Below are 17,536 nucleotides of genomic sequence, written 5' to 3' on the forward strand. Positions count from 1 at the left end.
TTTCGCCTCATATCGCCAAGTTTTTTGAACACTTAGCCGTGGACAGGTGCCGAGCCGCCTGAGCAAGGGGCTAATTTGCAGGGGAAGCGCATATGCTGAAACCCTGACGCAGATCGTTGAGAGGTAGTGGCATGAACCACCACCAGCATCCCCCGATGATACCGAATCGCAACTGTCCCTAAAGGGGATGTGTAAAGAGACTCGATTCAATTTTCCCGTACTGTATATTTGTACAGTTATGATTGAGAGTCATGCTGGCAGGCTCGTTACAAGACTGCCGCCACAAGCTCAAGCAGCTCTCCTGGCTAGGACCTGATCACGTCTGAGCTCCTGAGTGACGTGCGGGTGATTGTCAGGTATCACTTAATTACGCAATATTACGCGGCGCCGATCAGTGGACGATCAGATTCCTGTAGAATCACGGCCCGCAAAAAAGGGGGACATATGGCTCGCATGGCACAGGCAACAGAGGCGCAGAAGGTAACCCAAGAGACAGGGGATGCCTCAATCCAGGCCTTAGGCTCTGCTAGAGCCATGGCCCGAGCTTTGGCCAGTACCTTTCCAGCTGACCGCCAATTGACCCTAGCGCGTGCGTTTGGGGTTCGCCTGGTTGAAGCGTGGTGGTGTGGTCTCACCACCAATGACATTGTCCCTCAAGAGCTGCGGTTGCCGCTGCAGGCGCTCCCCACGGAAATGCTCCCCGATGCCGCAATAGCTCTCGCAGACACTATTGGTCGTGCAGCTGCGGCCTTTGATGCTGAGACAGCTGCTTACCAAATTGGTCTTACTTACACCAGCATGCTCCCGGTCGAGCATCGCGGTGAGTTCGGCATTTTCTATACCCCCCCAGCGTTGACAGCGAGACTGATCGACCAAGTAACAGCTGCGAATGTGGATTGGGCGAAATGTCGTGTGCTCGATCCAGCTTGCGGTGGTGGTGCATTCTTGGCTCCTATTGCTCAGCGAATCATGGCCGAGCAAAAAAATTGCAGTCCTAAGCTGTTGATACAGAGCATCGGCAATCGTTTACGTGGTTACGAAATCGATCCATTTGGGGCCTGGCTCAGTCAGGTTACTTTGGATGCAGTGGTTCTGCCCGTGACTAGGTTGGCCGGACGCAAGCTGCCCGTGATGGTGACGGTCTGTGACTCGCTGCGCCGTAGTCCGCCGAAAGATCGCTTTGATTTGGTGATCGGTAATCCGCCATATGGGCGAGCCAAGCTAGATGCTGAGACCCGCGAGCGCTACAAACGCTCGCTTTATGGGCATGCAAACCTCTACGGGCTATTTACTGACTTGGCACTTCGTCACACAAAGCTTGGCGGTGTCATTGCATACGTTACCCCGACGTCATTCCTGGCAGGCGTGTACTTCAAGAACTTACGCGCTTTGCTGGGACGTTCAGCGCCTCCGCTTAGCATTGACTTCGTCACTGCCCGTAAAGGTGTTTTCGACGATGTGCTGCAAGAAACTGCTTTGGCGACCTATCGACGCGGAGGGGCAAGCTCACTGATTGCGGTTGCCGAAATCGCTCCCTCACCATGTGGTTTGAGGGCGGAACAAACAGGCGAAATCGCCCTTCCAGCCGATCCATCGTTGCCTTGGCTGTTACCGCGTACAACCGAGCAAAGTGCTCTGGTCGATCGTTTGACGCATATGCCTCACCGTTTGGTTGATTGGGGGTATGGGGTTAGCACAGGCCCGCTGGTGTGGAACCGCTTCAAGACCCAGCTTGCGCATCGTCCGAGCAGCAAGCGGCTTCCATTGATCTGGGCAGAAGCGATTACAGCTGATGGACGATTCGTGTTTCGCGCGGATAAGAAAAATCATGCTCCGTACTTCGAGCTGAAACCCGGCGACGATTGGCTTGTAACCACTAAGCCCTGCGTTTTGCTCCAAAGAACCACCGCGAAAGAGCAGAGCCGTCGTCTGATTGCTACCGCGCTCCCTGCTGACTTTCTAGCGACGCATGGTGGTGTAGTGATCGAGAACCATATCAATATGATTCGTCCGATTACCGAAACGCCTCAAGTCTGCGCCGAAGTGTTGGGCGCATTCATAAACAGTGCTGCCGCAGATCGCGCGTTTCGCTGTGTCAGCGGATCAGTAGCTGTATCGGCCTATGAATTAGAGTCACTACCTTTGCCTGCGCCTGAGGATCTTGAGGAAGTTGCTCAGTTGGTTGTCGCGGGTGCCCCTCGTGAAGCTATCGAGGCGGCATGTGATCGTTTATTTGAAGGGAATTTGTAGTGCTGCCACCTTATGTATCAAGGGAACTGGTCGCTGAGAGGCTGCTGCTGATTTTCCCTGAGGGAACCCCGAATCGGGTCTACTGTACCCGTGAGCTGGCTGCCAGCACGGTTTTTGCAATGTTGTACATTGGGGCTGTGGAGCGAAGCAGCACCCGGTTGGGACCTGTACATGTTTACCGCATGACCGACCTTCAGGCTCAGGATGAAAGTGAGGAAGGGCGTCTCAGCTACAGATCCAATTTACGAAAGAAGTCATTCGAGATTCCTGGTAAGCGGTGGTATGCCGACAATACCCGTGAGCCAATCCGTGATGAGACACTTCGTGAGGGATTGGTGGCTGTCGGGGCGGTTATGGAAGACAGAGAGGTTCCTACCACCTCTGGTAAACCGCGCTACGCGCTCAAGTCTGATCTGGCAGCATTGTTTAATCCTGCCCTCCAGGGGAGCGTATTGGAGTCTGCCATTTTGAAATGGCAAGAGGAGCATCTAAACAAAGGAGCGCTGGCAAGGGTTTCTTTGATGCGTCTTGGTGCTGTCGACAAAGAAGGTGTGATGGTCCACTTCCCAAATGGAGAGACTCGTACACTTTCCTACGGCCCTAGCTCGATGATTTCGCGAGCAGTTGTAGAAGTTTTCGCTAAGAGTTTCCTAGAGCGGCCAGCGGTGCTGTGGCTTAGCGAATCGAGTAATAAAGTTGCCATGCAGGATCTGCGTATGGCATCCACCATCGGGTTAGACATTGAAGCGCAAAAGAATTTGCCAGATCTAATTTTAGTGGACCTGGGGCCAACTGATCCCCTGATTGTCTTTGTTGAGGTGGTTGCCACTGATGGAGCGGTCACCGCGCGTCGACAAGACGCCCTTTTCGAATTGACTGATAAAGGCGGTTTTAAGCGGTCGCAAGTAGCCTTTGTCACTGCGTATGCAGATCGGGAGTCAGCTGGCTTCAAGAAGACTGTAACCGGTCTGGCCTGGGGCTCTTTCGCATGGTTTATGAGTGAGCCCGACAAGATATTCATGCTGCGGGATGGGGTTGGTAGGCTATCGGGATTAAGCCAGCTCCTTGCTGATTAGCAGTAGTCGCGCGACGCTGCTAGCAAGTTATTTTCATAAAAAGCATTGGAGGCGATGTGGCAGATAACGTTTGGAAGGAACTAGCCTATCAAGCTGTGCGTCAGGTGGCTGAGCGGCAGCAAGAGCTCACCCCAGATGATATCTGGGCGACAGGTCTTGAGAAGCCGCTTGAGGCGCGCGCCTTGGGGGGCATTATGCGCCGGGCTCGTGCGGACGGTTTAATTGAAAAAACAGGGCGAGTTCAGCCCACTACGCAGCGCGAGAGTCATAGTGCTGATATAACAGTATGGCGCTCATTGATTTATCTCGCTCCTGATAACTAATTGAATGGTCTTCGCGCTTGGTTGCAGGAGCGCTAACATATCGGTCTTAACTGAGCATATGCCGTGCTCACGTCTAGGGGCTGAAGCGGTCAACCCGGGATTCTTTTGGCCGCTTCGTTTTTTAGTAGATTTTAGCGTATGGCAGGGCGCTGAATAGCGCGAAAATTTACTGCTGTTTCTTCCATTTTTTCATAGGGACTCCAGAAGCGAAGGCTCGACTTCTTTAGCCGCTAAAATTTCAGTACCTGAACTAACCGAAGCACTTCGGCTTGATTGGCCTCAATGCGCTTCAGCAGCGCTCCTACCATGCCTGAGGTTAGCGGAATACCGCAGGCCGTCAATTTGGCGTCATCGGTTAGCCATAGCTTCAGAAGCCCCCCGAGGCGGCCTTGGTCAGCGTTGATCTTTACGATCTGGGCTACATACTGGGAGTTCAGCGTGCTTGTAATCTCATGCCGACTCTCAGGCGCCGCAGGTACTCAGCGACCGTCAGGCTCGCCTTGGATGCGTTTTCTTTAATGGTTGGCTCCTCACTCGGTAATACCGGCACACGTAAATGCTTTCCGTGTTTACGTGTGCCTCTCTCAGCTTCATTGCGGTTCATAGTCTGACCTCTCTTTGGTGTTCACAGAGTCGCGGCAGCGACTGCCTCGCAGAGCAAGACAGCATTGAGCGCCGAAGGCGCGAATACGCGAGAGTGAAATTAGATAGCCGACTTGTCGGTTAGCTAACTTCACCTGTCTTGCCCTGAATATTCGTATGGCTGGCATGAGTGTCAGCAGTGATCTCGGGTAAACAATAGGGTTGCTACAGCGTTAAGTTATGAGTTGAACGCTGAAACAACGGCAGTGATCGACTATTGAACGCCTGGGCAACGATTGTTCGGTTCAGCAACAGTGTGCAATAGCTATTGAGCATCGCAGTGTACGGGTAGCAATTTCTTGGCGTAGCGACGAAACGCTTGATAGCCAAAGTCGATAGATCCCTCATCATGCAAGGTCGTCCATATTCCTAACAAAGACCAACCACCTTCAATCGCTTGCAGAATATCCTCGCGTAGCAGGATGAACTTGGCCAAGTTGGTAACAGGGCTTGAGGGCGGATAGGTTGCAGCTACTCGTTCCGCGATCCGTACTGTAAGTGGCTTCATTTCAATCTCCTGGACGACTATGTCTCAGAGCTAGGGTCTGGCCCCTCAATTGTCAAAATCCGAACTGGTGATAAGCCAGAGCTAGGCCTGTTTATCTTTAACTTCTTTAAATATTCCTTTCCTACGGTAGATCGATTCTCGTTCTTGACAGTTGAGGGGCTTTCTTTCGGACTTGCTGTCGGGGTCCTGGGAGGCGCGTTATCGGCACTCGCTGGCTCCCATGAAGATGATTGGTCCTTGAAGTTGTAACTGCCGTCTCGGTAGCGCTTGATCACTCCGTGGAACCACCTGATCGCTGTGGTTTTGATCGATCCTGCTTTGATTGCAGCTGACAGCTCGTTCAGCATCCGCTGCTGGTCAACGGGCGCAACCTGCTCCAGCGCCTTGAAAATTTGGCTCCTGGTTTCCGCGGAGACCAATGCCGTCAACCGTAGCGGAGGATCCCCGACAGCCGGGGCTGGGTCGGGTGACGTAGTAGTTTTTTTATTTTTTAGTTTTATTGTTTGTTTAGTATTTATATGTGCTTGTTTGTCCGGCTGCGGCTGATCCGTCTTCGGTTTATCCACGTTTGGGTTTTCACAATATGGTGCAGAGTCGGCCCTTTCAGACGGTTCGTCAGAGATATGCCACACCGTCTTTGCGAATCGACCTCGGGAGTCGTGGGTGCGCTCGATTCTCAAATAGCCTGCGGTCTCAAGCTCTTGCAGTCCGCTCCTGGTTGCGGCTGCACCAGTGCCATTTTTCTTGGATAGCGATTCCATTGTCAGATACGGATAGCCTGGGGGTAGAGAAAGCAATTTCACCAATAGCCCTAACGATTTCCAACTCAGGTTTTGGTCACTTATTACATCGTTAGGAATAATTGTGAAATGACTGGATACCTTCCTTTTTACAATTAGGGATATAGACATCTTTGTCAGCCCTGCTCGAGAACCTTTGCTACATCTGCGGTTCTAAAGTAAATCCTCCTGCCAATTCTGACCTTGCAAGGAAGAAATTTTCTCGATACCTCATTGTCGCCACTCAGGCTGATCCTCAGGCCGTCCTTGCTTCTATGTAATACCTCTGCAAGCTGCTCAAGGGACAAAAGTGGAGCCCCAGAGAATAAGTTGCGTATGTATTCTTCCGTGGTCATGTTAGGTGTCCTCCGCTTAATTTCGGATATCCTATGACACCTAACGCAATTTTTAAAAGGGTTTTTTCAAACTCCGCTTGACAGTGAAAAAGTTTAGCTATAGTGCCTTTTGGTTGTTTGGTTAATTTTTTCCAGAGTTGTGTTTTTTTTAGCGGCTAAATTTTATTGTCAGTTGTCGGGTCGCGATACAAAGATCTAGTAGTTTAGCTAAACTGCCTTTGGGGGTTTAGCTAAACTTTTCTTTCTTTTTGACATGCTATCTAGCCTGGCAACTAGATCCTCGGACCGTAAGTGCGTATATCTCTTCAACATTTGCATTGATTTGTGGCCGCTGATGCTCGATACCTCTTGGTCGGAGAGACCGCCCTCCACAAGGCGGCTTACCGCCTCATGCCTCAAGTCGTGAAATCTGAAGTCGGATAGCTGTAGCTTCTTGATCAGTAGCCCCCAGATTTTTGTGAATGCGTAGGGGCGACGTTTCCCATCCTTCCCAGGTTCACCAAAGAACACCAGGTTGCAATCGCTAGGGCGAGCGGGATTCATCATCGCGGCTCTGAAAAGCGCAGTCGCTCGTTTGCTCAGTGGCACAGTTCGTTGACCATCATTTTTTGTGTCAACGAGTCTTACGATGCGTCGCTCTGTATCCACCTGAGGTCTGCGTAGCGACGCGATTTCACCTGAGCGCATACCAGTTTCCAGAGCGATGCCAACGATCCACCCAAGCATTGGATTGCTGTGCCGATTCACCTCTGCGAACAGCCGTCGTTCTTCATCCGGCGAGAGCCTACGATTGCGACCCTCCCCGGGGCTTGGCTTGCGTATATTCAACACGGGGTTAAACGTCAGGCCGAGCCCCCACTCCTGGATAGCGACCGTGAAAACGTGGCTCAGTAGAGCCAGCTCCAGGCGAACGGTGTTGTTGCTGGTCGTGCCTGCGCGGCCTGGCTCGTTAAGGCGCTTGTCGCGATAGTTGGCAATGGTTTCAGCGGAAAGGGCTGCGAGAGAATACTTGCCCAGATGCTCCGTTAGCTTTTTAGCCTTGGAGATCTCGCCGCGTTGAGTCGTAGGCTTCTTTGTGGGTGTAATGTCGGTCAAGTAGCGCTTGAGCGCTATTTCCAGCGTCATGCGCTCAGAGCCGCTGCGCTGGATGTAAACACCGCGCACCATCTCGTCTTCGGTGCGTCGTGACCAATCCTCAGCGTCGCGTTTAGTGCGGAAGGTTTTGGCGTTGGTCGGCCATCCGGTCTTGCGGATAACGGCCTTCCAGGTGCCAGCAGGGGTTTTGACGATTGTGGCCATCTGAAGGACTCCAAAGGCGTGCAAGCGAAGCCGCACTGTACCTAATTTGTACCTTTAGACCATAGGACTGTATCTGAGGTGGTTCCGCCAAAAACACGAAAGCCGCGCAGTGCGCGGCTTTGAGTATGGTGGGCCCACACGGACTCGAACCGTGGACCAAAGGATTATGAGCGAGCTAAGGTGGGGTTTCTCGTTGTCTCCGACCATTCGCGGTGTGCCGAAAAATCCAGGTAAAACAGTGTTCTTCGGGGTTCCTTTGTTTTCCGGCGTTTCAGTCAGTACCCTAGTTTTTCGTCCGAAACGGGGAAGGAACGGGGAAGGCAATGGCAAAACGTGCAAGGTTGACCGACCTGGAGGCTCATGCGGTTAAGACCAGGAAATCAGAGCCAGTCGGCTCAAGGGGCAAAGGAACGTTGCTCCTGGAGCGCAAGGCATCCGGTGCCATTAACGCCTACTACCGGGAGAGAACACCCACCAGCGATCAGCGCCTGCCGCTCGGCACGCTGGCCCGCAAGCCCCGAACAGGAACAGGCGAGCGCACGTTAGATGAGCTGAGGTCTGATGCCATGCGCCTTGCTGGGGAGGTGGGAGCCGCAGGCGGTATTGGGAAGTACCTGGAGCAGCTTGCAGAGCATAGCGCAGCCATGGAGATGGAGAGGCTTCGGCTACAGCGCCAGGCGGAGGCTTTGGCGCGGCGCGGCACCTTTGGTGAGCTGCTGGATAGCTACGTGAGCAAAATGGTGGCAGAGGGCAGGGTAAGCGCCAAGGAAATCGACAACATGTTTCGGCTGCATGTGAAGGCCTACCATTCGGAACTGGTAGGCCGTGCAGCTGCCGACATCGAGCCAGAGGACATACAGCTCATCCTGGCAGGCGTACTGGGTCGTAAACCCAAGGGGCGGGGGATTGGCCATAGGGCAGCGGGGACATCGGCCAACGGCATGCGCACGACGTGTGACAAGCTCCGCCGCTACCTGCAGGCCGCCTTCAGCCATGCTGCAAAAGCTCACCTTGCTCCTGAGCGGATAGCCAATGAGGGCAAGGTTTTTTCGATCCGGTCCAACCCAGTAAGGGACATTCCTGTCACTCAAGGCACTGGGGCCGGTGATACCGAGTCGCTCACACCTGATGAGTTGGGAGCGCTTCTGAGGCACCTCGACACACTGCCCGTCAGACACGCGGCGATTGCCAAGGCAGCCATTTATCTGGGTGGTCAACGCCTCACCCAACTATGCACCGTGCCGTGGGAGGCCGTCACAGCCGACACGCTGTGCCTCATGGATGGGAAGGGCCGCAAGCTCCAGGCTTGGGAGCATTTGCTACCGATCACCGAGCGCGTCGGCCAGATCCTTGAGCCGCTGCTAGATGACCGCATTGGCCCTGGGCCTTTCTCGCTGACGCTCGGGAAGTCTGCGAATCCGAATACCGTCTCGGCCATGTTTATCGACGCAGGTCGATCACTTTCGGCAGCCGGTAAGTCCCGTGCCTTCACCTGGAAGAATGTCCGCGTGACGGCTGAATCACTCCTAGCGCACCTGGGCGTCGGCGCCGAGGTGCGGGCTTGGCTGCTGTCCCACGGTCGGAGTGGAGTCCAAGCGAAGCACTATGACCGGTATAGCTACCTGCCAGAGAAACGTGCCGCCTTGGAGCAATGGGGGCGGTACCTGGACGGCCTGGCCCAAGGCAATTCAACTGCCAATGTGGTGTTGCTAACCAAACGTCGGAAAAAATCCGACGAACGGTAGGTTTTTCTATTTTAGGGACATTGGGTACCAATGAGTCTCGGTGAGCATCAGTGACACTCTGTGAGACATAAAAAACTTATAAATCAGACAGTTGCGCATCATGAGTGCGCAATTCGTTGGCTTGTATAAGTCGAGAATCTGTAGCTACCATGCGGCCACTGGATGAACATCACGAACTGCTCTGAAACACCCGATAGAGGCGGGTTTCGGCTGCAAAAAAATCGTGCATGTTGGTGAATTGCAGGCAAGAAAAAGCCCCGGTATTTGCCGTACCGGGGCTCATTGGACAAGGACGTTTCCGCGTCCTTCTGCGTACCAGAACAAACCAGTACACGTTCCGAGAGGTGAAGCGGTTACAGAGATTTCGACATGGGGTTGTAGGCCCAGCCGGAACTGTATTGCGAGTGATAGGGCTATGCAACATTCTGCCTTCAAACCGTCGCTCAACCTCTCGGTTTTTCCCTAGCGCTTAGAGAAATCGACGATGACGCCCACCACTGACAATGCACCTGCTCCGAATGTTCCGCGTGCTGGTATCCGTGCCACCACCGAACAGCTCTGCACCCTGTACCAGATCAGCCGCACCACCTTTTGGCGCTGGACGAAAGCTGACAACTTCCCCGTGCCGATCCGTGCAGGTCGCGTCCTGCGCTGGGATGCTGAGGCCGTAGACGCCTTCCTGACCAACAGGAAGGGGTGAGCCATGCCGATTCACACCGCGACCCAATCCAGGGTTGCAAAGTCACGCGTGCGCCGCTATCGTTCGTCTGTCGCTGCCAATTCAGCGACCGGGTTTGACGGCCCGATCAGTAAACGGCGCACAGGCGCCCCCATATCGATTGCAGGCGCTTTTTTTTGTGCCCGCATATCCTGTTTATGGTGGCTGTGCGTGGGAGGCCTCGCGGCCTGCCGGGTTCCGTTTGCCCCGGTCCGTCAACCTGCGCACAGCTGCCACCATTATTCGTTTGACGGCGAACTGTGGCAGCTCCAACGACGCAAACGGAGCACCACCGATGACCGCCCTTATTTCGCCCGCAATTCGCGCACTCGCTCACCGTCGAATGGCCTTGAGCGCCCTCCGCGCAAACTCATCTCTCTCTGTACGCCTCAAACGCTACAACGCTCACATGGACATTGTTCGCGCCCTGGAAGCCCAAGGGGGTGCGCAATGAACAAGCCGCAAATCCTCAACGCTATTGCCGTAGAGGCCATCAGCGAGCTGGAGACCGCCTCCACTTACCTGGACTGGCTCGACTCCCTGAGCTGGGTCATCAAGCGCACACTTGCCGATGGGAATGACCATCACGCCGAGCGCCTGGCCGACATTGCCCAGTACCTGGCAGGCGACTACCGCGAAACGCTCACAACCCATACCAAGCGTTTGAATGAGCGCTTCGATGCGCACCAGGACAACGTCCGCGTCCTGAAAGCTGGGGGTGTCCAATGAACCGTCCCTACAGCCTGTCTGAAGACGAGTTTTACAATCTCCGCCGTGCCCAAGAATCCATCAATCTACTGAGCATCTTGTTCGGTGAGGTGCGGGGGTCTTCCACCTATACCCCTGAAATGATCGCCTCGTTCCTGGAGCGGATCGGTGAGGATATTTCGCTGGTAATTGAGTCTGCCGTCGAAGCGCTACCGCCGCCGCGGTTGCAGCAGGCTGGCTGATGACCAGAGGCACCGGCCACCACTGATGTGAGCCGATGCGAAGGGGTGACAGGCGTATCCGCCCTGTGACCTTCCTCCCCTCATTACGGGACGATTGAGATGAACACTTTTCAAGAGCGCAGTGATGCGCTTACGGGTTCGGCTTGCCTAAAAAAAGCTTCTGATGTGCTGCACCTGGACAAGCAAGGCGCTCAAGACGGGTATGTGAAGCCCGTTCGGACATACCGCCAAGTTGGCGACCAGGAAAGCGTCCAGGCGGGCGATTACGGCACCGCAATTGCCGGGGAAAGTGGCACTGCCGCGACAGGCGAAAGCGGAACGGCAATGGTCGGGGACAGGGGCTCCGCGTTGGCTGGAATGTTCGGGACTGCCAGTGCTGGAGAGTGGGGGCGTGCCACCGTTGGGGATTGTGGCGTGGCCTCTGTCCTGACTTGCGGCATTGCCACTGCTGGGCGTTTGGGGTTGGCTACTGCCGGTGATTACGGTGCTGCCTCTGTCGGTGCGCAGGGCACGGCGAGTGCTGGAGTCGGGGGCACGGTTTGTGCCGGTGAGCAGGGTGAAATCCGCCTGAGGTACTGGGATAGCCAGGCGCAGCGCTATCGCACCGCGACAGGCTATATCGGTGAAAACGGTCTTGAGCCGAACACCCATTACATGCTGAACGACAGGCAAGCATTCGCGCGCACCGACCATGTGGGAGGGCTGCGCCATGACCAATAAAGCGCCCGTCAAACCCCGCGCTCGCCCTGAGCCTGTTTTCGCTTCGGCCAAGCAACTGTGGACGCGATACCAAATCAGCCGTTCTACCTGGTGGCGTTGGACAAAAGCCCCATCTTTCCCTGCCCCCGTTCGCCTCGGGCACACGGTGCGCTGGAACGTGAAAGAGGTGGATCGCTACTTGACCCGACGCAAAGCCAAGCAGGGAGCACGGAAATCATGAAGAAGCCAAGCCCTGTTGACTTGATCCGCCATGCAGCCCGATTCGCCCTGAATGCAGCGGAAACGCTGCTGCCGGAGTGGCTGCCGGAAGGCAAGCGCAAAGGCCGCGAATGGGTGGCCGCAAACATCGCTCGCGGGGATCGGCAAGCCGGTTCCTTCGGCGTGTCGCTAGACAATGGCCGGTGGAATGACTTTGCTGACAGCGGTGCCCATGGCGGCGACCTGGTATCGCTGCTGGCCTATCTGCGCGGATGTGGCCAGCTGGACGCGGCCAAGGAAGTGGATGAGCGCCTGGGCCTTGGTCTGTTCAAGCTGTCGGCTGCCGATGCGCGGCAGCTCCAGGAACGCCACCAGGAGGCCGAACGTGAACGCGTTTCCTGGCGTCTGCGTGAGCAACAGCTCCAGGAGGAAAAACAGCTCCAGGCAGCCCGTGAAGCCGCACAGCTCTGGAAAGTGGCCAAGCCTGCTGACCCCATGCACACCTACCTGTTGGGCAAGGGGGTAAAGCCGTACCTGGTACGTCAGTTGGGGCAGGGGCGGTTGGTGGTACCGCTCTGTGACAACGGGCGCTTAGTGAACCTGCAAATCATCACGCCGGACGGCAGCAAGCGCTTTCTGATGGGAGGGCGTGTCCAGGGCTGCTATTCGCCCCTGGGCAAGCTCTCCGAGGGGTGCCGCCTGTATGTGTGCGAGGGCTGGGCCACAGGTGCCACGCTGCACCAAACCACCGGGTGTCCGGTGGTCTGTGCGATGAACGCCGGAAACCTCAAGGCAGTAGCCGTGGCCATGCGTGAGCGCTACGGCGCCACGCTTGACCTAGTGGTGGCCGGTGATGATGACCGCAGTACGCCGGGCAATCCGGGCAAGCGTGCTGCCAACCAAGCCGCCCGCGCTGCTGATGCGCGGGTGGTCTTCCCCGAGTGGCCTGCTGAAGCCCCGTCCGACCTATCCGATTTCAACGACCTGCACCTCTGGCTGGCAGGTCAACCCAAGAAGAGCGGTAAACCATGAGCACATACGAAAAACCTCCGGCCTTGAGCCTGGTGGGTGAGCTACAAGCACCTGCATCCGAAAAGCTGGAACGGCCCCGCTACGCCGTTTACGAGCATCCTTGCACCGTGGAGGGCAAATTCTACAAGGCTGGCACCTGGTATCACGGCTTGAAGCAAAGCGGGCCTGATGAGAAGGCCATTCCGGTCGATCACTGGATCTGTGCGCCCTTAAATGTGGAAGCTGAAACGATTAATTCAGAGGATGGAGCCATTGGCCGCTTGCTGTCGTTCACTCACCGGGGGCGGCGTATCGAATGGGTCATGCCGATGGAGGCACTGGGCGGGAAGGGTGATGAGGTATTGAAGGTGTTGCTGAGTCGCGGCCTGGTCATCGAGCACCACCAGCGCCGCCAGATCGTGCCCTACTTGGCCAGCCACCAGTCACCTGAGCTGGTGATCGCTACCACCAGCAAGCCGGGTTGGCACGAGTCGGGGGCGTTTGTGCTGCCGTCTCGCGTCATTGGCGGCGACAACGTGCGTTTCCAGGATTCTGGCAGGGCGGCCAACATCTTCAACAGCAAGGGCACGATAGACGGCTGGAAGACCGAAATTGCCGCCCGGTGCGTGGGCAACCCCGTGTTGATCCTGTCGGTCTGCTGTGCCCTGGCGGGCCCTTTGCTCGCCAAGGTGGGGGTGAATGGAGGCGGTGTGCACCTGGTGGGTGATTCGTCGAGTGGTAAATCGCTTGCCCAGCTCCTCGCAGCGTCCGTGTGGGGCAATCCTGGGGCGTTCGCGGCGTCCTGGGACGTATCGAAGGGCGGCATTGAGATCGAGGCAGCATCGCGCAATGACACCGTCCTGATCCTGGACGAAATCAAGCGAGCTGACCCCAAGCGGGTTCAGGAAATGGCGTATGCCATCGCCAACGGCATGGGCAAAGGCACCATGACCAGGGAGCGGGAGGGGCGCGCCAAGCTGACGTGGCGCGTCCTGGCGTTGTCCAGCGGGGAGCGCTCATTGTCGGATCACGCGGCCATCGGTGGCAGCAATGCCCACGCTGGGGCCGAGCTGCGCATGGTGGATGTCAATGCAGGCACTCGCACACACCGCGCCTTTGATGACGTACAGGGGCTGACGGGGCAAGAGTTTCACCGGGTCGTGAGCGATGCCGTCACCCAGCACTACGGGCACGTTGGTCCGGCGTTTGTGGAGTCGCTGATCCAGCACCCTGAAGACCTGCATAGCGCATTCCGGCAAGTGCGGGAAGCCTTTGCCACCGAAAGTTCGCAGGCTGGCCGGGTGGCGGATCGGTTCGCAATCATGGCGCTTGCTGGTGAGTCGGCTATTCGTCGCAAGCTGCTGAACTGGCCGAAAGGGACTGCCATCAAGGGTTGCCAAACGTTGTTCAACGAATGGCTGCAAACGATGGGTGACGGTAGTGCAGAGGATCGTCAGATACTTAGTGGTATTAGCGAATTTATCGCCCTGCACAGTGACAGCCGTTTCTCAGACATTTACGCCGAACATGCCAATGTAACTGTTCGTGAACGTGCTGGTTATTACCAAGTTGATTCCGACAAGCGTCTTTATTTGTTCAATCCACCTGGTCTTAAAGAGGCAGCGTCAGGATTTAGCCAGGCTCGAATAGTACGCGCCTTGATCGGCGTGGAAGCCTTGGTGCAAATGGATAGTGAAGACAATCGGTGGACGAAAAAGCGCCGCACGCCAGGTGGCGGGAATTCCCGTTTTTACGTGATTGACCCCGATAGGCTAGAGAAAGAGGGGTAAGCCGGCCGAGCCCCCCCGTCAGGCATGAGCGCAGAGCCGTTTTTGATCGGGAACACCGGGAACACCGGGAACGGCCAGAGAATACGGGGCTTCTGGCGTTCCCATTTAAAACACAAGAGTGGGAACATGGGAACACAACTCTGTTTAATAGGGTACGTCCCATCCATTTTGTTCCCGGTCAAAAAAGTGCGGGAACAGAAAAGTGCTCTGGAGGCCGCATTCTAGAAGGGGTTTCCCGAAAATCCCGTGTTCCCCGTTTTTTTGAAATCAGACGCGGTAAATAGGGGGTGTCGGTGGTTTTTGTTGACGGAAATCTAGAATGTTGATCTAGGCGAGTGTTTTGCGCGCCAGGTGGTGGGGTTGAGGCAAGCCGCCGACCTCGACCCCCCGCCCCCTTGGCGAGCCGCTTTTGAGCCGTTGCCGTCTGGCCTCAAATGATGTCTGCCCCATACTTATCATCGCTGTCCGGTTTGATACCTCCCGCCCGATTAATTAAGTCGATGGTTGTCCAGGGTCCACAGCGACCACGAAATATCCGCACGCCCTGGTCTATTAATGAGCGCTCCACATCAGAGCGCCGTTGATAACCTGTAACGTGCTGTAGGTCCTGGAAGGTCAGCACACCTGGTACAGCGCTGCTCATGTCAATAAATCCAACTGCTGCAAGACCTGTCTTTGCTGTTCTTCGGTGAGCCGCAAAATTCGATCAAGTGTTGTCTTTTCTACTGGATTGAATTTTGAAGGCTTTAGTGTATGCGAGAAACTGAACTCCGATACAAAACTATGCCCGCAGAGCGGCTCAAGGCAGATGCAATAAAGTTTTGTATAGGTTGGTGACACTTCTTCAGTTCTAGAGATACGTGCCTTTTTTCCACAGGCCCCACAATAAACCCGCATTGGTTGCGCCTCAAAAGGACGGATAGTTGTCTGGTTGTGGTAATATTAACATGCTGGTGCGGCATGTTGCGCATCTTCGCGGCAGTTGCACTTTTTATATTTTCACCTTCGCTTAGTGAGGCTCTTAATGCCCCGATCACTTGTAACTTCCTGGAAGCGTGTCGCCACCAGTGGGCCGACTGCTGACGGGCGAGAAATCAAAGCGCAGGACTTGCGTGACTGTGCGGAAACTTATACGCCATCAAAATACACCGCCGTTATTTGGGTGGATCACCAACGAGGCAATGGTGCGCATGGCACGGTTTATTCAGTGCGCTTAATTGATAATGATCCTGAGCTTGCAAAAGGCCAGGTAGCATTAGAGGTGCAGATTAAGCCAAACGCCCGTTTGCTCCAGTTGAATAGCGATGGAGAGAAATTGTTTTCCAGCGTCGAGATAACGCCAAACTTTGCTGGGTCTGGTCGGGCGTATATGACTGGCCTCGCTGTCACTGATGAGCCCGCGAGTCTCGGAACTCAGGAACTCTTTTTCTCCAGGAAAGCCAATACAGCCACGTATCACACCAAGGCCGTGCCGATGCGTCCCGCTCCCATGAGCAAGGCGTTGGCTACAAGCTTGAAGCGCGTTAGGCAGGAAGTGAGCGTTCAGGTGAGGGCCTTCAAACAGCGTAAGTACCAAGCCAAGCCCGCCAAGCGACTGCTCTAGCCACGGCCGCACCTGGGGGCTTCAAATCTCCAAATAATTTAGGAAAAATCATATGAATACCCAAACCATTGACATCGGGAATCTTACACCTGAGTTGCAACATCGCTTAACTTGCTTTGAGGCTGATAAAGCTGTGTATGTCGATTTGCAAAATAAGCTTGCGGAAGTAACACAAGAAACCCAACGTCTGCTACAAAAGGCTGCTGAGCTTGAGGGGCAAGCTAGCCGTACTGATGCGTCCTGGAAAAGGCTCGCAGCAACGGGTGATATTGATCAGCCAAAAGTTAATGAAGAAATTGAACGGGCCGAGAAACTCAGGAAAGAAGCGAAAACCATGCGTGCCACTGTTGAGGCGCGTGCCGAGCTTGAAAACAATTTGATCTTGCGTGCAGCAAAGGCGCGCATGGCGATTGTCAGAGAGCCGGGAGCTATCAATAAAGATTACTGGCAAGGCCAGCTTGAACAAATCCTCGCTCGCGATGGTCTGCGCGATGAGTTGTTGAACGCTTTCATTTTGTCCAGGGCGTTATGTCTCCGCGATCTTGAGGCGAACGAAATTGTTTTGAGTTCCTGTAATGGCCAGCGCGAGAGAAAGGCAAAGACAGATGAGCTTATCTGGAGGTATTTCAGGAAAGAACTGGAAAGTATCTTTGATGGGGCAGAGGTTGATGCGGTACCGCCAGCCTTGGCCACTATTCCTACTGCCTTAGCGAAAGAGGCAGTGGTGAAATCACCTTCTGCGCTGCACAAACTGCAATTCCAGCACGCGAAATCCTGACCCTACCCCCCGCTTGGCGAGCAAAGCGGCTCACGCGGTAGCTGCCGGGGCCGCGCAATTGGCCTCGGTGGGTTTTGCGGATTTTTCGCAGCGTCCTTTGATCCACATTCAGCGGCCCCGCAATCAGCCCTGCCGTGCAGGTGAGTGAAACCGCCAAAGCCCTTCTATTAAGCCGGAAAGCCTTGCGGTTGCTGGGGGACAGGCTTTTCCCCTGCGTCCAATACAGCAGAAATAGCACCGCCAAAATTGAGCGGTGCATTCTGGAAAAATCCGGGCGCACCCCTATTGCCATTGGGTCTAATGCCGTAGAGCGCGGCCACGAGCGGGCATTTTCTCGTGCAATGGCTTTGCATTCCTTTGCAAAACTTTGCACTCAGTGCAATGGCCGATCAGCTGCCAGAGCCCGCAGCGGGCCTGGGCCGGGCATTCGATTGCACTACCCACGGCCATTGCACTTTTTTGCGACGGGAAGCGCGTCGGCGGGAGGGGGATAAGTGATTTTCTGCCCCGATTTTTTTTCGCGGCGGATTTTTCAGATAGAGCTGATGTGGGCGGGAAATCAGCAGTTGGGCGGTGCCCCTGGACGGCCTGTCACTTTCCTACAGGCGAAAAAAAACCGCCTTAGTAGGGGCGGTTTTTTCCGCAAGCTCAGTTAGTGGCTGGCTTGCTGACCTCACAGGGCGCTTCAACGTTTTCTGAGTTTACGCCCGATAGCTGTTGCCTGCAAACCGGGCGGATCAGCTGCAAACAGGTGGGCTTGGCAGTTGCTGATACGGTACCATGGTCGCGC

At 55.3% G+C, this 17,536-nt stretch carries 18 protein-coding genes; 12 read left to right on the forward strand and 6 right to left on the reverse strand.

What is annotated here, in order from left to right; genetic code table 11:
• Nucleotides 1–453: 453 nt before the first annotated feature.
• Genes ACIOVF_RS26290 through ACIOVF_RS26300 form a run of 3 tightly spaced genes read left to right on the forward strand, consistent with a single transcriptional unit; the run spans nucleotide 454 to nucleotide 3,649 of the window.
• Nucleotides 454–2,250 carry a class I SAM-dependent DNA methyltransferase gene (locus ACIOVF_RS26290; protein WP_401293791.1) on the forward strand — a complete coding sequence of 599 codons (1,797 nt, stop codon included), beginning with the start codon at nucleotides 454–456 and terminating at the stop codon, nucleotides 2,248–2,250.
• Entirely contained in the window at nucleotides 2,250–3,326 is a 1,077-nt protein-coding gene (locus ACIOVF_RS26295) for a BsuBI/PstI family type II restriction endonuclease (protein WP_401293684.1), read from the forward strand. Before ACIOVF_RS26290 ends, ACIOVF_RS26295 begins: the two co-directional genes overlap by 1 nt.
• A 56-nt stretch (nucleotides 3,327–3,382) precedes the next feature.
• Nucleotides 3,383–3,649, forward strand: coding sequence for a hypothetical protein (locus ACIOVF_RS26300; protein ID WP_401293687.1), 267 nt, complete (start codon nucleotides 3,383–3,385; stop codon nucleotides 3,647–3,649).
• A gap of 433 nt (nucleotides 3,650–4,082) precedes the next feature.
• Here the strand turns inward: ACIOVF_RS26300 and ACIOVF_RS26305 are convergent, their stop codons facing one another.
• The 4 genes from ACIOVF_RS26305 to ACIOVF_RS26320 all read right to left on the reverse strand — a co-directional run bounded on the left by ACIOVF_RS26305 (nucleotide 4,083) and on the right by ACIOVF_RS26320 (nucleotide 7,233).
• Nucleotides 4,083–4,253: a plasmid mobilization protein gene (locus ACIOVF_RS26305; protein WP_401293690.1), complete on the reverse strand. Its 171-nt coding sequence runs from the start codon at nucleotides 4,251–4,253 to the stop codon at nucleotides 4,083–4,085.
• 303 nt (nucleotides 4,254–4,556) lie between these two features.
• A complete protein-coding gene (locus ACIOVF_RS26310; RefSeq protein WP_401293693.1) occupies nucleotides 4,557–4,799 on the reverse strand; it encodes a TraK family protein in 243 nt (80 codons plus the stop codon).
• Nucleotides 4,800–5,715: 916 nt separating this feature from the next.
• Nucleotides 5,716–5,934 (reverse strand): DNA-binding protein, encoded by a 219-nt coding sequence (locus ACIOVF_RS26315; RefSeq protein WP_401293696.1) that lies wholly within the window; start codon nucleotides 5,932–5,934, stop codon nucleotides 5,716–5,718.
• A gap of 207 nt (nucleotides 5,935–6,141) precedes the next feature.
• Nucleotides 6,142–7,233 (reverse strand): site-specific integrase, encoded by a 1,092-nt coding sequence (locus ACIOVF_RS26320; RefSeq protein ID WP_401293699.1) that lies wholly within the window; start codon nucleotides 7,231–7,233, stop codon nucleotides 6,142–6,144.
• 323 nt (nucleotides 7,234–7,556) lie between these two features.
• Between ACIOVF_RS26320 and ACIOVF_RS26325 the strand changes: the two genes are divergently transcribed.
• The 7 genes from ACIOVF_RS26325 to ACIOVF_RS26355 all read left to right on the forward strand — a co-directional run bounded on the left by ACIOVF_RS26325 (nucleotide 7,557) and on the right by ACIOVF_RS26355 (nucleotide 14,365).
• Entirely contained in the window at nucleotides 7,557–8,978 is a 1,422-nt protein-coding gene (locus ACIOVF_RS26325; protein ID WP_401293701.1) for an integrase, read from the forward strand.
• Between the two features lie 484 nt (nucleotides 8,979–9,462).
• Nucleotides 9,463–9,678, forward strand: coding sequence for a helix-turn-helix transcriptional regulator (locus ACIOVF_RS26330; RefSeq protein WP_401293704.1), 216 nt, complete (start codon nucleotides 9,463–9,465; stop codon nucleotides 9,676–9,678).
• Between the two features lie 468 nt (nucleotides 9,679–10,146).
• Nucleotides 10,147–10,425: a hypothetical protein gene (locus ACIOVF_RS26335; RefSeq protein WP_401293707.1), complete on the forward strand. Its 279-nt coding sequence runs from the start codon at nucleotides 10,147–10,149 to the stop codon at nucleotides 10,423–10,425.
• Complete coding sequence (locus tag ACIOVF_RS26340) at nucleotides 10,422–10,646, forward strand: hypothetical protein (protein ID WP_401293710.1); 225 nt, start codon at nucleotides 10,422–10,424, stop codon at nucleotides 10,644–10,646. The genes ACIOVF_RS26335 and ACIOVF_RS26340 overlap by 4 nt, the downstream gene beginning before the upstream one ends.
• Nucleotides 10,647–10,745: 99 nt before the next feature.
• A complete protein-coding gene (locus ACIOVF_RS26345) occupies nucleotides 10,746–11,366 on the forward strand; it encodes a hypothetical protein (RefSeq protein ID WP_401293713.1) in 621 nt (206 codons plus the stop codon).
• Between the two features lie 216 nt (nucleotides 11,367–11,582).
• Complete coding sequence (locus tag ACIOVF_RS26350) at nucleotides 11,583–12,596, forward strand: toprim domain-containing protein (RefSeq protein ID WP_401293716.1); 1,014 nt, start codon at nucleotides 11,583–11,585, stop codon at nucleotides 12,594–12,596.
• Nucleotides 12,593–14,365, forward strand: a complete 1,773-nt coding sequence (locus ACIOVF_RS26355; RefSeq protein ID WP_401293719.1) for a DUF927 domain-containing protein — start codon at nucleotides 12,593–12,595, stop codon at nucleotides 14,363–14,365. Before ACIOVF_RS26350 ends, ACIOVF_RS26355 begins: the two co-directional genes overlap by 4 nt.
• A 430-nt stretch (nucleotides 14,366–14,795) precedes the next feature.
• Here ACIOVF_RS26355 and ACIOVF_RS26360 read toward each other — a convergent pair whose 3' ends face one another.
• Complete coding sequence (locus tag ACIOVF_RS26360; RefSeq protein ID WP_401293722.1) at nucleotides 14,796–15,008, reverse strand: hypothetical protein; 213 nt, start codon at nucleotides 15,006–15,008, stop codon at nucleotides 14,796–14,798.
• Nucleotides 15,005–15,262: an ogr/Delta-like zinc finger family protein gene (locus ACIOVF_RS26365; protein WP_353228873.1), complete on the reverse strand. Its 258-nt coding sequence runs from the start codon at nucleotides 15,260–15,262 to the stop codon at nucleotides 15,005–15,007. Before ACIOVF_RS26365 ends, ACIOVF_RS26360 begins: the two co-directional genes overlap by 4 nt.
• A gap of 127 nt (nucleotides 15,263–15,389) precedes the next feature.
• Here ACIOVF_RS26365 and ACIOVF_RS26370 point away from each other — a divergent pair, with 127 nt between their 5' ends.
• Complete coding sequence (locus tag ACIOVF_RS26370; protein ID WP_401293726.1) at nucleotides 15,390–15,968, forward strand: GPO family capsid scaffolding protein; 579 nt, start codon at nucleotides 15,390–15,392, stop codon at nucleotides 15,966–15,968.
• A gap of 52 nt (nucleotides 15,969–16,020) precedes the next feature.
• A complete protein-coding gene (locus ACIOVF_RS26375) occupies nucleotides 16,021–16,746 on the forward strand; it encodes a hypothetical protein (RefSeq protein WP_401293729.1) in 726 nt (241 codons plus the stop codon).
• Nucleotides 16,747–17,536: the final 790 nt, after the last annotated feature.

This window comes from Pseudomonas sp. NPDC087612 (assembly GCF_044743505.1).
Lineage (GTDB): Bacteria > Pseudomonadota > Gammaproteobacteria > Pseudomonadales > Pseudomonadaceae > Aquipseudomonas.

Bases quoted from the DNA above. Each gene is read 5' to 3' on its own strand.
- ACIOVF_RS26365 (WP_353228873.1), bottom strand. From the start codon at position 15,262: ATGCGGGTTTATTGTGGGGCCTGTGGAAAAAAGGCACGTATCTCTAGA.
- ACIOVF_RS26340 (WP_401293710.1), top strand. From the start codon at position 10,422: ATGAACCGTCCCTACAGCCTGTCTGAAGACGAGTTTTACAATCTCCGC.
- ACIOVF_RS26305 (WP_401293690.1), bottom strand. From the start codon at position 4,253: ATGAACCGCAATGAAGCTGAGAGAGGCACACGTAAACACGGAAAGCAT.
- ACIOVF_RS26370 (WP_401293726.1), top strand. From the start codon at position 15,390: ATGCCCCGATCACTTGTAACTTCCTGGAAGCGTGTCGCCACCAGTGGG.
- ACIOVF_RS26355 (WP_401293719.1), top strand. From the start codon at position 12,593: ATGAGCACATACGAAAAACCTCCGGCCTTGAGCCTGGTGGGTGAGCTA.
- ACIOVF_RS26330 (WP_401293704.1), top strand. From the start codon at position 9,463: ATGACGCCCACCACTGACAATGCACCTGCTCCGAATGTTCCGCGTGCT.
- ACIOVF_RS26315 (WP_401293696.1), bottom strand. From the start codon at position 5,934: ATGACCACGGAAGAATACATACGCAACTTATTCTCTGGGGCTCCACTT.
- ACIOVF_RS26290 (WP_401293791.1), top strand. From the start codon at position 454: ATGGCACAGGCAACAGAGGCGCAGAAGGTAACCCAAGAGACAGGGGAT.
- ACIOVF_RS26350 (WP_401293716.1), top strand. From the start codon at position 11,583: ATGAAGAAGCCAAGCCCTGTTGACTTGATCCGCCATGCAGCCCGATTC.
- ACIOVF_RS26335 (WP_401293707.1), top strand. From the start codon at position 10,147: ATGAACAAGCCGCAAATCCTCAACGCTATTGCCGTAGAGGCCATCAGC.
- ACIOVF_RS26320 (WP_401293699.1), bottom strand. From the start codon at position 7,233: ATGGCCACAATCGTCAAAACCCCTGCTGGCACCTGGAAGGCCGTTATC.
- ACIOVF_RS26375 (WP_401293729.1), top strand. From the start codon at position 16,021: ATGAATACCCAAACCATTGACATCGGGAATCTTACACCTGAGTTGCAA.
- ACIOVF_RS26360 (WP_401293722.1), bottom strand. From the start codon at position 15,008: ATGAGCAGCGCTGTACCAGGTGTGCTGACCTTCCAGGACCTACAGCAC.
- ACIOVF_RS26310 (WP_401293693.1), bottom strand. From the start codon at position 4,799: ATGAAGCCACTTACAGTACGGATCGCGGAACGAGTAGCTGCAACCTAT.
- ACIOVF_RS26345 (WP_401293713.1), top strand. From the start codon at position 10,746: ATGAACACTTTTCAAGAGCGCAGTGATGCGCTTACGGGTTCGGCTTGC.
- ACIOVF_RS26325 (WP_401293701.1), top strand. From the start codon at position 7,557: ATGGCAAAACGTGCAAGGTTGACCGACCTGGAGGCTCATGCGGTTAAG.